The following is a 12523-nucleotide window of genomic DNA, read 5'->3' as shown; positions in this document are numbered from 1 at the left end:
CTCAGTTCGTCAATCCGATTTCCGTCATCTTTTCCAGGAGCCTAGCATCCGGCTGCCCGTTAACGGGAAGCCCGAACAGCGACTGGAATTCACGCACGGCGGTGCGGGTCTTTTCACCCATGACGCCGTCGATCTCGATGCCTTCGTTGCCGAAAGCTCTCAAGCCCGCCTGGATCTTGACGATCTGCGTCTGGTCGAGGGCGGCCCCCGGTGCGTCGGAGCGGTTCGGTTCGTCCGAACGGATGGAGGCGACGACGTCGCGGCGCGGCTCGGGAACGGGGACTCCGTCCGGGATCGGCACCGAGGTGGCGGACGGCCCCGCGCCGCCGTCGAGCGCCGCCAGAAGCTCGTCGCTGACTTCGCCGGTGACGGGGAGCCCGACCGTCTTCTGGTAATCGGAGATCGCCTGCCGGGTTTTGGGGCCGGAAAGCCCGTCGATTTCGCCCGAATAGAACTTCAGTTCCTGCAAGGTCGACTGGATCCGGGCAAGCGTTCTCTGGGTCGCGGACGGCTCGGCGGGGGATACTCCCGCTACCGCCTCCTCCGGCTGCGCCCGGACCGAGTTCGTCACATCCCGGGGCGGCGCGGGGCGAGCGGCCGGGGGTTGCGGAACAGCCTCCGCTTCCGGGTGTTCGACGACGAAGCGGGTCTGGAGCAGCGGCTCGGGATGCGGGAATGGCTGGTACCACAGCGCATTCGCGGAAACGTAGAACAGCACCACAAGGAATGCCGTCGAGCTTCCGACGAGCACCGGATTCTCCACGATGGCCGTGCCCGACGCCGCCGCCACGGTCCCGATGAGGCCGGGCTGGCGGCGGTCGATTTCACGCCGACTGACGGAATGCTTCATTGGCTTTCCTCCGCGGTTTGCCGGACGGCGAGATGGTGAGGATTTCGGCATCGTGTCTGTCTTTGGAACCTGTGCAGTCTTCGAAAGGTATCGTGATCTCTACGGACGTCCCCATTCCCGGCGCGCTCTCGACGGCCATCGAGCCGCCATGCAGTTCCACCAGCCCGCGCACGAGGGACAGTCCGAGACCCGTCCCCTCATACTGTCTGGTGTAGTCGTTGAGAACCTGAACGAATGGCTTGCCGATCCTCGGCAGGTCTTCCTCGGCGATGCCGATGCCGGTATCGCTCACTGACAGCCTGACGCCTTCGGCCTGCCGTTCCACCTTGACCGTCACGGTCCCCCCCGCAGGCGTGAACTTCACCGCATTCGAGAGAAGATTGATCAGGATCTGCTGCAACGCGCGCTTGTCAGCGTGCACTTCGCCGACCGTCTCGTCGACGCGGCACTCGAGTTCGACACCCTTCGCCGCCGCCTGGTAGCTCATGATCGCCTTGCTGGTCTCGACGGCCTCCAGCATGCGGAAATGCTCGCGAACGATCGGATAGGTCCCCGACTCGAGCTTGGCGACGTCGAGGATAGCGTTGACCACCGCCAGCAGATGCTCGCCCGATTCGCGCACAAGCCCGGTATATTCGCGCTGGCGCTCGTTGCCGAAAGGACCTGCCATCCCGCACAGAAGCATGTCTGAAAAGCCGATGATCGTGTTCAGCGGCGTGCGCAGTTCATGGCTGACGGTCGCCAGGAACCGGATCTTCTCCGTCTCCGCGCAACCGCGCGCCGCGTCCAGTTCCTCGCGAAGACGCGCCACCGTGGTGTTCTCGCGAAGGATCACGGCAAATCCGTCCTCGCCAACCTCGTCGCTGACGAACTCGAGCACGAAAGGCCGATAGCCGTGTCCCGGCTGGCTGTCGGCGTCCGCCGGCAGCCGCAGGCGCAATTCCACGCTCCGGTACGCCGCGCCTTCGCGCATGTCGGCAACCGCCGCCAGATAGGCGATGCGGTCCGCGACATGGACCCGGTCGAGGAGACCGGCGCCCAGCAGGAACTGCGGATCGAGCGTCAGCACGGAATGCGCCTGCGCGGAGCATTCCGATACCTCGCCGTTCGGCGACAGGCGCATCGTCACCGCCGGATAGCGGTCCGCCAGGAACGACGTCGTTCGCGGCGACGCAGCCTCGACCTCCGGCAGGAATGCCGCGCGTCGCAGCCACAGGGTTCCCGCATAGGCCAGCGGAACGAGCCAGAACCAGGCCGCGGGCGCGTCGACGGCCATGCCGTGGATGAGCGGGAGCAACACACCCATGATTATCGCAGCCGCCGCCGCCAGGGCACCGCCGACCAGCGCGAAGCGGGTGCGGGCGACGAATACCGGTTCGAGGAGCAGCGGCACGAATGACAGGAACAAGGGCGAGGAAGGTCCCCCAGCCAGGGGAACCAGCAGCGCCAGCGGCGCGACCGCGGCGACGAGCAAGGCTGGCCCGGCGACGCTGCGCGACCCGCTCTGGGCGACCGCGACGGCGACTGTCCATCCGATCACGAAACACATGCAGATCGCGGCAAGCGCGACCGGAACGCCCGCCACCGGCGCCAGCACCTGTGCGAAGGCGGCCGAGACCAGGAACGGGCCGGCCAGCGCCACGCCGAGCAGGCGGCGTTGCCTGCCGCGCTCGGAAGTGTCCGTTACGGAAGGGTGTACCAGTCTCCCGCAAGCTTCGGCGAGACCGGAAAATCCTTCGCTTGCTGCTGCGGGGAGCCTACTCAATTCACGCACTCACTGACGTCCGTTCAACGGATCTTTATTCTCGCCGAAACTCTCATCGCCGGTTTAATGAATGAATAAGGCGGCCCGCAGGGGAGCGGCCATTGTGCCGAAATGACCTTCCGAAGGCCCGCGAACGGCTATCAGTTCACCGGATGGTTAATGCGCGCTTAGCGAAAACCCGCTCCGCGCGCGCCGCTTCCGGGCTGCCCCCGCCGGCCGGCGCGGCAGCAATCCGTTGTGGATCAGCGATATAGGTGGTTAGCCAAAAATCTCCGGGATCGCTCGAACTCGTCTCGAATTCGATTCGAACCCAAGCCATTCAAAACCGCTTCCAATTTGACGAAAACTTCGCCGTCTGACGCAATCGGGTGTTGGGCCGGCCGTGCAAGAAGAGCGCAATGGCTAATCTGCCATCTCATCGGAGATCGGACGACAGGGCATAGAAATGGGATTTCTGATCCGGACAATCTTCTGGTTCTCGCTGGTGCTGCTGGTCCTGCCGCTGTCGCCGCAGGACGCCGATGGCAGTTCCGAAGCCGTCGGCGCATTCGAGGCCCTCAACGCCGCGCGCGAGGCGGTCGGCGATCTGAGCGGAATGTGCGAACGCCGGCCGGAAGTCTGCGAGACCGGGCGGGCGGCATTCCACTCGATCGGCATTCGCGCCCGCGAGGGCGCGCGCATCGCCTACGAGTTCCTCGACACCCAGGTGGAAGAGCCGGACGAGACGATCACGACCGGTGGCGTCCCGGCCGAGTGACGGGGACCGCCGGGCTGACACCGAGCCTCCCTTCGATGCCGCGAGCCTTTCCCGCGAGTTAACCGGCTTCGGGCGGTGACTCGGGCACATCCGGCCCCTATATGGGGATTCAGAGAGGCGCCACCCGAATGACTGCCGATATCGACTCCATCATCGACGACTTTGCCTTCCTGGACGACTGGGAGGACCGCTACCGCTATGTCATCGATCTCGGCCGCGACCTCCCGCACTTCCCCGAGTCAGAAAAGAACGACGTCAACAAGGTGCCGGGCTGCGTCAGCCAGGTTTGGCTGACCACCAGCGTCGGCGATGGCGACGACCCGGAGATCGAATTCGCGGGCGATTCGGACGCACATATCGTGCGTGGGCTCGTAGCGCTCATGCTCGCGCTCTACTCCGGGCGCCGCGCCAGCGAGATCGTGACGACGGATGCGGATGCGGTGCTCGCCAGGCTCGGGCTCGACGAGCATCTTACCCCGCAGCGTTCCAACGGCCTGCGCTCGATGGTCAATCGCATCCGCCGCGACGCCCAGGCGGCGCTGAGCGAGAGCGCCTGATCGGTCAGCTTTCGCCGATCTGTGCGCGGTATCCTTCCGAGCCCCAGTGGAGGATGCTTCCTCCCGGTGTCTTCCGGCGCTCCGGCTCGTAGTGGCGCGCAAGCGCGGCCAGAGCGGTCCTGAGGACCACCTTCGCCGATCTTGCCGGCCAGGCTCGCTCGATCTCCACCGTCTCCAGGCCTTTGAGAAAGCAGCAGACGTCCACCAGAAGACCGCCAAGCTCGGGGCCGACGGCCGCCAGAGCCGCATTGACGCGCTGGCGGGCGGCAACCGCGCCGTCCGTCAGTTCCGCGCTCGCGCCCGGCGTCCCAATGGGCCGCCCGGAGCTGCCGGCCGCGCTCCAGTTGGCGCCCAGCCGCGGAAGAAGCTGGCCGCGCGTATAGTCCGCGCGCAGGCGCTCTCCTGCCCGGAACTCCCTTGGATCGAGAAAGGGCCTGCCGTCCTTCGACTTGCGGCGGGCGAGTTGGGCAAGCGGAGATTCGGAAAGGTTCGCCACCGCCTCCCGCCGTCCTTCGGGTAGCTCGACCGGCATCGTGCCGATCTCCACATGCTGCGAGAGACAGTTCCGGTCGCGCATGCGGGCGAAAGCCGCCCGCCCCGCCGGCGTGAGACCCGCGACACCGTCCGTGGCCGCCACGAGCGACCGCCGAACCAGTCCGTCGAACGAGACCCGGCTCACCGAAATTGTCCCGAGCCGCCGCGACACCAGCATCACCCTGTCGGCGCGGCCACACTCTTCCACGCCGGCCGGTCCGAAGGAAAGAAGACGCAGGACACGGATGTCCTCCTTTTCGCGTTGGCCTGCCATTCAGATGCGCTCCATTCCCCTGAGCGCGGCGCGCGCCACTTTTTCCGTCGTGACGACGAGCGCGTCGAAATCGGCGTCGTCGCGCATGTCCTCGATGAGATGGCACGCGTGCAGCACGGTGGTGCGGTCGCGGCCGAAGCCGCGCCCCACCTCGCTCATCGTCATCCCCATGACGACATGCGTGACGTACATGGCAATCTGGCGCACCCGAGCGACGCTGGTGCATGTGCGTCCGGGCTGCCGCAGCTCGCGTCCGCTGACGTTGAAGAGGGCGGCGGCGATGTCGATCATGCAGTCGCAGATGCGCACGTTGCGTTCCAGCGCGGAGCGCGAAGGCTCCGGATCATCATTCGCGGAGCCGCATCCGGACCTGTCCCTTTCCATGTCGGGCAATGACGATTGCCGGTCTTCTCTGACGATCTGGCAGGCGGTACTGGACGGCACGGCGCTTCCCTCTCGTTATAGGAATATGTTCCTCTTATAGCGAGACTAGGGGAAGGTGTGAACAAAATAGCAACACAAAAACTCCCGCGCTACCCCGAAGCGCCTGAAATTCTTATGCTTTCCTGAAAAATCCTTCGTCAATGCGGCCGATTCTCTCCCCGCCCGATCGTCTGCGGGCATGCTTGCGACCGTCGTTCATCGCTCGGGAGCAAACCAATGCCGGTCATCGCCACGGAAGCGCAGTCGTTCAAGGCCGCCCGCGCCCGAGAGACCATCTTTGCCAGGGCATCTGCGGCGTTCTTTCTCGCGACGGGCATAGACCTGCCGGCAGCCATGGGCGCGGAAGGAAAGGACAAGGTGGCGATCCGCAAGCGGGTGCAGCGTCTGCTCGAAAGGGAGCGGCTGCGCGGCGGTGCCCGGCACTGGAGCTACGACCTCAACCGCCACATCGCCCTGAAACAGGCGCTCGCCTTCATCGACGCCGGCTTTCCCAAAGCCCCCGATGAAGTTCCATCCGAGGGAGTAAAGGCGAACGGCCATTCTTCCCACCGGCGGGGACGGCGCGCGCTGTTGGCGAGTGGCCCGGTTGCCTCGCGGTGAGCCTTTCCGAAAAGCGAAACCAGAGACCTCAAAAACGAAAAACGGCGCCCGAAGACGCCGTCTTGAAACGTGAAGTGATGATCGGCAGATTAGCGCGTCTTGCGCTTGCGACCGAGACCCATCTTCTTGGCGAGTTGCGAGCGGGCCGCCGCATAGTTCGGCGCCACCATCGGGTAGCTGGCATCGAGGCCCCACTTCTCGCGGTACTGGTCGGGCGTCAGTCCGTAGTGGGTCATGAGATGACGCTTCAGCGACTTGAACTTCTTGCCGTCTTCGAGGCACACGATGTAGTCGTCGTGAATAGACTTCTTCGGGCTGACTGCCGGCTTAGGCTTCTCCGCCGGCACCTGTTCAGTTCCGGTACCCACGCGGCCAAGCGCGCTGTGGATATCGGCGATCAGGTTCGGGAGTTCTCCGGCGGGAACGGGATTGTTGCTCACATAGGCAGCAACGACGTCGGCAGTAAGTTCGATGAGCATGTTACCGCTCATTGCACTGGTCTCGGGTAGTTCCATTTTTTTCAGGCCCCAATTTGAGGAGTGTCGATTGCGTTCGGCGTTCTTACGCGCCGATCAACGGCTATATGCGAGACTGATTTTCAACGATTCGCATATCGGCTAGATAATTGAAGCAAACAAGGTTTCAAGTCAATTCAATACAGAAGCCAATAAAAAAATCTTGCTGGTTACTAGCTTGTTATTCGAGATCAGCGCCGCGGAATACAACCTTTGCGAGTTTTTCTGAGATGGGTATCCAACAGGTTCTAATAATTACATTACGAATTTGTAACCTATGATGTTTCCCTGGCATCGGCGGCCGCGGTTTGTTTCGGCATCTCGTCATGGACTGATCCTTCCCAGAGCGGATAGCCGGCGGCATAGGCTGCCTTTGCAAGGAGATGCGCGGAGATCGGCGCCGTCAGCAGAAAGAAGACGAAACCCGCCAGCGCGCGCGTGGCAATCGTGGTCTCGTCCGTATAGACCGCGAGCGCGATCAGCATCACGCCCGAGCCGAGCGTTCCGGCCTTAGACGCGGCATGCATGCGGGTGTAGAATTCCGGCAACCTCAGGAGGCCGATAGACGCAACCAGCGCGAAGCTCGAGCCGACGATGATCAGGATCCCGGCAAGGTAGTTCTGGACGATGTCGATCATGAACTCGTCTCCGGCTGTCGGTGCTCCAGCGGTTCGCTGGCGGATTGCAGTTCCCCGTCGACCTCCCGGTCCCCCCCGCGGTTCATCACGAAACGCGCGAAGGCGACCGTGGCCAGGAACCCGACGAGGCCCAGCGCGATGGCGACGTCGACGTAAAGCGTCACCCCGGTCTTGATGCCGATGACGGCGATGAAGCCGATTGCCACCGCGACGAGCATGTCCAGGCCGACGATGCGGTCCGGCAGAGTCGGGCCACGGACGACTCTCAGCACAGTCACCAGGAACGAAAGGCTGAGCAGGGCAAGCGCCAGGTAGACCGCCCCCGTCAGGAATGCTTCGCTGGCGTTCATCGAAACGCCTCCATTATCCTGCGTTCGAAACCGTTGGCGATGTCGAGCCGCGTCTGGTCCGGATCCGAGCAGTCCAGCGCGTGCACGTAGAGGAAACGCCGGTCTTCCGAAACGTCGACAGAGAGCGTCCCCGGGGTCAGCGTGATGAGGTTCGCCAGAAGCGTGATCTCGAACTCGCGGTCGACCTTGAGCGGGTAGGCGAAAATGCCGGGCTTCAGGTCCATCTTCGGCTGCACGACCAGAACCGCGACACGCCAGGAGGACAGGACCAGTTCGTAGAGAAAAAGGGCGAAAAGCGACACGACGCGGCGTGTCCGCTGGAAGTAACCCAGCGAGCCGACCTGCTCGCGGATCAGGTAGAGCGCGCCGGCACCGAGCACGAAGCCGAAGATGAAGTTCGAGATGGTCGCCGAACCGGTGATCGCCACCCAGGCGAGCGCGAGAAGGATGTTGATCAGATAGATCGTCATGATCCGCCTCCAGCCGGGAACACCGCGTCGAGATAGGAAGCGGGGTCGGCCAGGCCGGCGGCCGCAGCCGCGGCGAGCCGCAAGAACGGCTCCGGATAGACGCCGATGGCGATGGCCGGAACGATCAGCGCGGCGAGCACGCCATATCCGGCGGCAGGGCTGATCGCACCCTCCGTGTCCGCGCGTTCTGCCGCCTCGCCTGCTTCCATCCGCCAGAAAGACAGGGCGAACACGCGTCCGAGCGCGATGACCGTGAGAATGCTGCTCACGAGGATAGCCGATGCCATCCACCAAGACCCGTTCTCGATGGACGCCCTCACCAGCATCACCTTCGGCCAGAGCCCCGACAGCGGCGGCAGGCCAGCGGCCGCCAGCACCAGGAGGAGAGCCATCGCGGCCAGCAGCGGATGGCTGCGGTAGAGCCCGGCCGTGTGGTGCAGCGAGTAGCTGCCGCCCGCTTCGTGCATCAGCCCGGCCAGGAGATACAGCGCCGTCATCACGAGGATCGAATGGACGGCGTATAGGATGGTGCCGGTCACGCCGAGCGGAGTTCCGAGTGCCAGGCCGGCAAGCATCACCCCGATGCCCGAAATGACGACGAAGCCGATGATCCTGCGCACGTCCGACTGGGCGAGCGCGCCAAGGATGCCGAGTATCATGGTCGCGATTGCGATCCAGCCGATGAGGCCCGACAGAACCCCGCGCTCGACCGGAAACAGGGTCATCATCGTGCGCAGCAGGGCGTAGATACCGACCTTGGTCAACAGTCCGCCGAAGAGCGCCGACGTCACGATGCGCGGCGTGTGGTAGGAGGCGGGCAGCCAGTAGTTGAGGGGAAACGCGGCGGCCTTCATCCCGAACGCCAGCAGGTAGAGCGTGGCGATGGTCATCAGCGGACCCGTCTCCCGCAACCCGTCCGCCTTGCGCGCGATGTCGGCCATATTGAGGGTGCCGAAGGTCCCGTAGAGTATTCCCGTGGTGATCAGAAAGACGGTCGTAGCGACCAGGTTAAGCACCGCGTACTTGGTCGCGCCATCGATCTGCCGCCGCTCCGACCCCAGTATCAGCAGGCCAAAGGATGAGATGACGAAGACTTCGAACCAGACGTAGAGATTGAAGATGTCGCCCGTCAGGAAGGCTCCGTTGACGCCCGCTACCATCAGCAGGAGGAAGGAATAGAAGCCGTAGCGCCGGCCGGTCACGTTGATGTCGCGCAAGGCGAAAACCGCCGCCGCGGTCGCCACGAAGCTCGCCGCCGTGGCGAAGGTCGCGCCCAGCGCGTCGGCGTTGAAAGTGATGCCGAACGGCGGCAGCCACCGGCCCATGGTCATCACCAGCGGCCCTTCGGAGACCACGCGCGCCAGCAGGAACGCCGCCGACAGGAAGCTCGCGAACAGGAAGAGGAAGGCCAGCACCGCGTGGACACGCGTGCGATGCCGGACCATCAGCAGCAGCGCCCCACCGAGGATCGGCAGGGCGACGGGCGCGATCACCAGCCAGTCGGCGAGCGCTGTCGCGCCGGCTATGTGGGCCGCGGCCGTGTCGATGGACGTTGCTCCAACAACTGCCATGTCGGTCTCAATAACCCAGAGGGGGAAGGCTTTCGCCTTCCGGTTCGGCGACGCGCATCTCGTCGGTGTCGTCGGTGCCGAGTTCTTGGTAGGCGCGGTAGGCCAGTACCAGCAGGAAGGCGAAGAACGAGAAGGAGATCACGATTGCGGTCAGGATCAGGGCCTGGGGCAGCGGATTCGCGACGACATCTTCGATGCGCTCGGCGCCCGCCGGGATGATCGGCGGCACTTCGCGCACGATGCGGCCGGCGGTGAAGATCGTCATGTTCACGGCATTGCCGAAGATGACGATGCCCAGCAGCACCCGGATAATGTGCTTCGACAGCATCAGGTAGATGGCGACGGCGTAGAACAGTCCGACGAGGCCGGCGAGCGCTGTTTCCATCAGTCCCGCTCCCTTTCCTCGAGCGCCAGCGCGATCGAGGTGATCGACCCGACGACGACGAAATAGACCCCGATATCGAAGAAGAGCACGGTGGAGAGGTCGACCGAAAGTCCCAAGAGATGCACCGCCGTCCAGATCCCCGTCAGGAAGGGAACGCCCTGCAGGATCGAGACGAAACCAGAAAGGGCCGAGAGGAACAGGCCGAAGCCGGCGAGGCCCATCGGGTGAAAATAGAGCGCCCGGCGCACCGGCGCCACGCCGCAGGCGATACCGTAGATGGCGAAGGCCGACGCCGCGATCAGGCCGCCGATGAAGCCGCCGCCCGGTTCGTTGTGCCCGCGCAGAAGCACGAACACGGAAAAAAGCACCATCAGGCTGGTGAGATAGGGCGCCGTCGTGCGGAAGATCACCGTGCGCATGTCAACCCTCCCTTTCCGCGGGAAGGCCGGACCGCGGCACGCGGATGCGGATCAGCGCCAGGATCGCCAGTCCGGCGATCATGACCACCGCGATCTCGCCTAGCGTATCGAGGCCGCGGAAATCGACGATGATGACGTTCACGACGTTGCGGCCATGGGCGACCACGTAGGAGTAGGTGTTGAAGAATTCCGAAAGCGTCGCGTCGAACGGAATCTGGGTCACCTTGAGTAGCAGCATCGCGAACCCTGCCCCGCAAGCACCGGCGACCGTGACGTCCAGCAGCTTTTCCGGCGTCGGCCGGTGGTCACTCGGATGCAGGCGCAGCCGCGTCATGGCGAGCGCCAGGATGACGACCGACAGGGTCTCGACCATGAACTGCGTGAAGGAGAGGTCGGGCGCCCCGAAGAGCATGAAGAGCAGCGCCACGGCGAAACCCTGTATGCCGAGGGACACGATCGCCGTCAGCCGGTCAGCGGCATAGGCGACTGCGCCGAGGCCGATCACGGCGATCAGGATAATGGTCCACTCGTAGAAGGCCAGGTCCGGGAATTCCGGCCAGGTCGGCAGTTCGCCGAACCCGATCATCGGCACCCAGAGCGCGAGCGCGATCATGATGAAGGTGACGGTCATGTAGACCTCGAGCCGCCCGTTCTGGACGATATTCGTAACCCCGGCCGAAAACCGCACCAGTCCGCGCATGAACTGGTCGAAGCCGCGGTCCGGGCCCCAGCCGATCGCCCGCAGGATACCGGCCATCGTGGCTCTCGCGCCGTCGAGGAAGACGTAGATCGCCACCCCCAGAAGCACGGTCACCACGGAAAGGATGAGCGGCAGCCCGACATGGGGAACGATGGAGATGTAAACCTCCACTGGCGTGCCCGCGACGGCGGAAGCCATCGGGCTCGATAGATACTGATGCGACAGGCCCGAAAAGACGGCGGTCGCCAGTCCGACGACGGCCAGCGTCAACGGGCCCAGCCACAGCAGGACCGGCCCCTCGTGCGGATGCTTCGGCGTCTCGCGCAACTCGCCGAAGAAGGGCTTGATGGCCACGGCGAAGCCAATGACGAACATCAGCGCGTTGCCTGCGATGGCGACCAGCGTGAACACGGAATTCCATCCGCCGGCGAAGTTCAGCGCCGCGTAGATCTCCTCCTTGGCGAGGAAGCCGAAGAAGGGCGGCAGCCCGCCCATGGAGATGGCGGCCATCATGGCGGCGGCAAAGGTGATCGGCATCGCGCCGCGCAGGCCGCCGAGGCGCGTCACGTCGCGCGTGCCGCTCTCATGGTCGATCAGGCCTGCGACCATGAACAGCGCACCCTTGAACATGGAATGCGCAATCAGGTAGAGCACCGCCGCTTCCACGGCGATTTCCGACCCGAAACCGGTCAGCATGACGAGCAGGCCGAGCGAGGCGACGGTGGTGTAGGCCAGCATCAGCTTGAGGTCGGTCTGGCGGATGGCGAGCAGGGTTCCGACCAGAAGCGTGGTGCCGCCGAAGACCGGCAGGATCGTCTCCCACCAGGCCGTGTCGCCGAGCGCCGGGTTCAGCCGCATCAGCAGGTAGACGCCGGCCTTCACCATCGTGGCGGAGTGCAGGTAGGCGGAGACGGGCGTCGGGGCTTCCATGGCGTTCGGAAGCCAGAAATGAAACGGAAACTGCGCCGACTTGGTGAAGGCGCCGCCGAGGATCAGGATGAGCGCAAGCAGGTAGAATGGGCTCTGGCGCAGCAGGTCGCCCAAGGCCAGAAGCTCCGACATGCTGCCGACGCCGGTGGCGAACTGGATGACGATCAGACCCGCCAGCATCGACAACCCGCCCAGACCCGTCACGACCAGCGCCTGGAGCGCCGCCCGGCGCGAGGCGTCGCGGGCGTGGTCGAAGCCGATCAGCAGGAACGAGGTGATCGAAGTCAGTTCCCAGAAGACGAACAGCATCAGGAACGAGTCCGAAACCACCAGCCCCTGCATGGCGCCCATGAACATCAGGATGAAGGAGAAGAACCGCCCCTGGTACTCGTTCCCCTTAAGGTAACCGCCCGAATAAAGAACGATCAGCGTGCCGATGCCCGAGATGAGCAGCGCAAAGACAAGGGACAAGCCGTCCAGGTACCAGGAGAAATCGACGCCGAGGCTCGGGATCCAGGCATAGCCGCCGGTTATCGTCGCGCCGTCCGCCACCGCCCCGGCATAACCCAGGAAATGCACGAACATGAAGGCCGGCGCCAATGCCAGAACCCACGCGGCATTGTGCTTCAGCGCCTTCGTCAGCCAGGGTGCAACGACAGCGGCCAGAAACGGCAAGATCAGCGCCAGAAAGGTCAGCGACTGCAATCCATCTGCCATTCAGTTGCCCAAGCTCCGCGCGGTTCTTTGCGTTCTTCTTCGTTTTG

General features: G+C 64.3%; 15 protein-coding genes. 3 read left to right on the top strand and 12 right to left on the bottom strand.

The genetic code is table 11. The features are described from left to right. Position 1: 1 nt before the first annotated feature. Both BSQ44_RS09130 and BSQ44_RS09125 read right to left on the bottom strand, forming a co-directional pair. Positions 2-850: a peptidoglycan-binding domain-containing protein gene (locus BSQ44_RS09130; protein WP_072603256.1), complete on the bottom strand. Its 849-nt coding sequence runs from the start codon at positions 848-850 to the stop codon at positions 2-4. Beyond that, positions 825-2615 carry a sensor histidine kinase gene (locus tag BSQ44_RS09125; protein WP_157894559.1) on the bottom strand — a complete coding sequence of 597 codons (1791 nt, stop codon included), beginning with the start codon at positions 2613-2615 and terminating at the stop codon, positions 825-827. Before BSQ44_RS09125 ends, BSQ44_RS09130 begins: the two co-directional genes overlap by 26 nt. Positions 2616-3060: 445 nt before the next feature. Between BSQ44_RS09125 and BSQ44_RS09120 the strand changes: the two genes are divergently transcribed. Both BSQ44_RS09120 and BSQ44_RS09115 read left to right on the top strand, forming a co-directional pair. Further along, entirely contained in the window at positions 3061-3372 is a 312-nt protein-coding gene (locus tag BSQ44_RS09120) for a DUF5330 domain-containing protein (protein ID WP_072603253.1), read from the top strand. A gap of 128 nt (positions 3373-3500) precedes the next feature. Continuing rightward, the gene (locus BSQ44_RS09115) at positions 3501-3929 is read left to right on the top strand and encodes a SufE family protein (RefSeq protein ID WP_072603251.1); all 429 of its coding nucleotides are present in this window, start codon (positions 3501-3503) and stop codon (positions 3927-3929) included. A gap of 4 nt (positions 3930-3933) precedes the next feature. Here the strand turns inward: BSQ44_RS09115 and BSQ44_RS09110 are convergent, their stop codons facing one another. Then, a complete protein-coding gene (locus BSQ44_RS09110) occupies positions 3934-4737 on the bottom strand; it encodes a DUF6456 domain-containing protein (protein WP_072603248.1) in 804 nt (267 codons plus the stop codon). Beyond that, positions 4738-5181 carry a helix-turn-helix domain-containing protein gene (locus BSQ44_RS09105; RefSeq protein WP_235633372.1) on the bottom strand — a complete coding sequence of 148 codons (444 nt, stop codon included), beginning with the start codon at positions 5179-5181 and terminating at the stop codon, positions 4738-4740. A 216-nt stretch (positions 5182-5397) separates the two neighbouring features. Here BSQ44_RS09105 and BSQ44_RS27270 point away from each other — a divergent pair, with 216 nt between their 5' ends. Beyond that, positions 5398-5781, top strand: a complete 384-nt coding sequence (locus BSQ44_RS27270) for a hypothetical protein (protein WP_072603246.1) — start codon at positions 5398-5400, stop codon at positions 5779-5781. Positions 5782-5870: 89 nt separating this feature from the next. On the opposite strand, the gene BSQ44_RS09095 is transcribed toward BSQ44_RS27270, so the two are convergent. The 8 genes from BSQ44_RS09095 to BSQ44_RS09060 form a co-directional block, all read right to left on the bottom strand. Then, positions 5871-6296, bottom strand: a complete 426-nt coding sequence (locus BSQ44_RS09095; RefSeq protein ID WP_072603244.1) for a Ros/MucR family transcriptional regulator — start codon at positions 6294-6296, stop codon at positions 5871-5873. 275 nt (positions 6297-6571) lie between these two features. After that, entirely contained in the window at positions 6572-6934 is a 363-nt protein-coding gene (mnhG, locus tag BSQ44_RS09090; protein ID WP_072603241.1) for a monovalent cation/H(+) antiporter subunit G, read from the bottom strand. Then, a complete protein-coding gene (locus tag BSQ44_RS09085) occupies positions 6931-7284 on the bottom strand; it encodes a cation:proton antiporter (protein ID WP_072603239.1) in 354 nt (117 codons plus the stop codon). The genes mnhG and BSQ44_RS09085 overlap by 4 nt, the downstream gene beginning before the upstream one ends. Continuing rightward, on the bottom strand, positions 7281-7754 hold the full coding sequence (locus tag BSQ44_RS09080; RefSeq protein WP_072603237.1) for a Na+/H+ antiporter subunit E: 474 nt from the start codon (positions 7752-7754) through the stop codon (positions 7281-7283). Before BSQ44_RS09080 ends, BSQ44_RS09085 begins: the two co-directional genes overlap by 4 nt. Further along, complete coding sequence (locus BSQ44_RS09075; protein WP_072603235.1) at positions 7751-9325, bottom strand: Na+/H+ antiporter subunit D; 1575 nt, start codon at positions 9323-9325, stop codon at positions 7751-7753. The genes BSQ44_RS09080 and BSQ44_RS09075 overlap by 4 nt, the downstream gene beginning before the upstream one ends. Before the next feature lie 7 nt (positions 9326-9332). Beyond that, positions 9333-9710, bottom strand: a complete 378-nt coding sequence (locus tag BSQ44_RS09070) for a Na+/H+ antiporter subunit C (protein ID WP_072603233.1) — start codon at positions 9708-9710, stop codon at positions 9333-9335. Further along, positions 9710-10129 (bottom strand): Na+/H+ antiporter subunit B, encoded by a 420-nt coding sequence (locus tag BSQ44_RS09065; protein ID WP_072603231.1) that lies wholly within the window; start codon positions 10127-10129, stop codon positions 9710-9712. The genes BSQ44_RS09070 and BSQ44_RS09065 overlap by 1 nt, the downstream gene beginning before the upstream one ends. A gap of 1 nt (position 10130) precedes the next feature. Next, positions 10131-12476, bottom strand: coding sequence for a putative monovalent cation/H+ antiporter subunit A (locus tag BSQ44_RS09060; protein WP_072603229.1), 2346 nt, complete (start codon positions 12474-12476; stop codon positions 10131-10133). Positions 12477-12523: the final 47 nt, after the last annotated feature.

It is taken from the genome of Aquibium oceanicum, from assembly GCF_001889605.1.
Lineage (GTDB): Bacteria > Pseudomonadota > Alphaproteobacteria > Rhizobiales > Rhizobiaceae > Aquibium > Aquibium oceanicum.
This window is presented reverse-complemented; position numbering and strand designations above follow the sequence as displayed.

Bases quoted from the DNA above. Each gene is read 5' to 3' on its own strand.
- BSQ44_RS09130 (WP_072603256.1), bottom strand. From the start codon at position 850: ATGAAGCATTCCGTCAGTCGGCGTGAAATCGACCGCCGCCAGCCCGGC.
- BSQ44_RS09120 (WP_072603253.1), top strand. From the start codon at position 3,061: ATGGGATTTCTGATCCGGACAATCTTCTGGTTCTCGCTGGTGCTGCTG.
- BSQ44_RS09115 (WP_072603251.1), top strand. From the start codon at position 3,501: ATGACTGCCGATATCGACTCCATCATCGACGACTTTGCCTTCCTGGAC.
- BSQ44_RS09110 (WP_072603248.1), bottom strand. From the start codon at position 4,737: ATGGCAGGCCAACGCGAAAAGGAGGACATCCGTGTCCTGCGTCTTCTT.
- BSQ44_RS27270 (WP_072603246.1), top strand. From the start codon at position 5,398: ATGCCGGTCATCGCCACGGAAGCGCAGTCGTTCAAGGCCGCCCGCGCC.
- BSQ44_RS09095 (WP_072603244.1), bottom strand. From the start codon at position 6,296: ATGGAACTACCCGAGACCAGTGCAATGAGCGGTAACATGCTCATCGAA.
- mnhG (WP_072603241.1), bottom strand. From the start codon at position 6,934: ATGATCGACATCGTCCAGAACTACCTTGCCGGGATCCTGATCATCGTC.
- BSQ44_RS09085 (WP_072603239.1), bottom strand. From the start codon at position 7,284: ATGAACGCCAGCGAAGCATTCCTGACGGGGGCGGTCTACCTGGCGCTT.
- BSQ44_RS09080 (WP_072603237.1), bottom strand. From the start codon at position 7,754: ATGACGATCTATCTGATCAACATCCTTCTCGCGCTCGCCTGGGTGGCG.
- BSQ44_RS09075 (WP_072603235.1), bottom strand. From the start codon at position 9,325: ATGGCAGTTGTTGGAGCAACGTCCATCGACACGGCCGCGGCCCACATA.
- BSQ44_RS09070 (WP_072603233.1), bottom strand. From the start codon at position 9,710: ATGGAAACAGCGCTCGCCGGCCTCGTCGGACTGTTCTACGCCGTCGCC.
- BSQ44_RS09065 (WP_072603231.1), bottom strand. From the start codon at position 10,129: ATGCGCACGGTGATCTTCCGCACGACGGCGCCCTATCTCACCAGCCTG.
- BSQ44_RS09060 (WP_072603229.1), bottom strand. From the start codon at position 12,476: ATGGCAGATGGATTGCAGTCGCTGACCTTTCTGGCGCTGATCTTGCCG.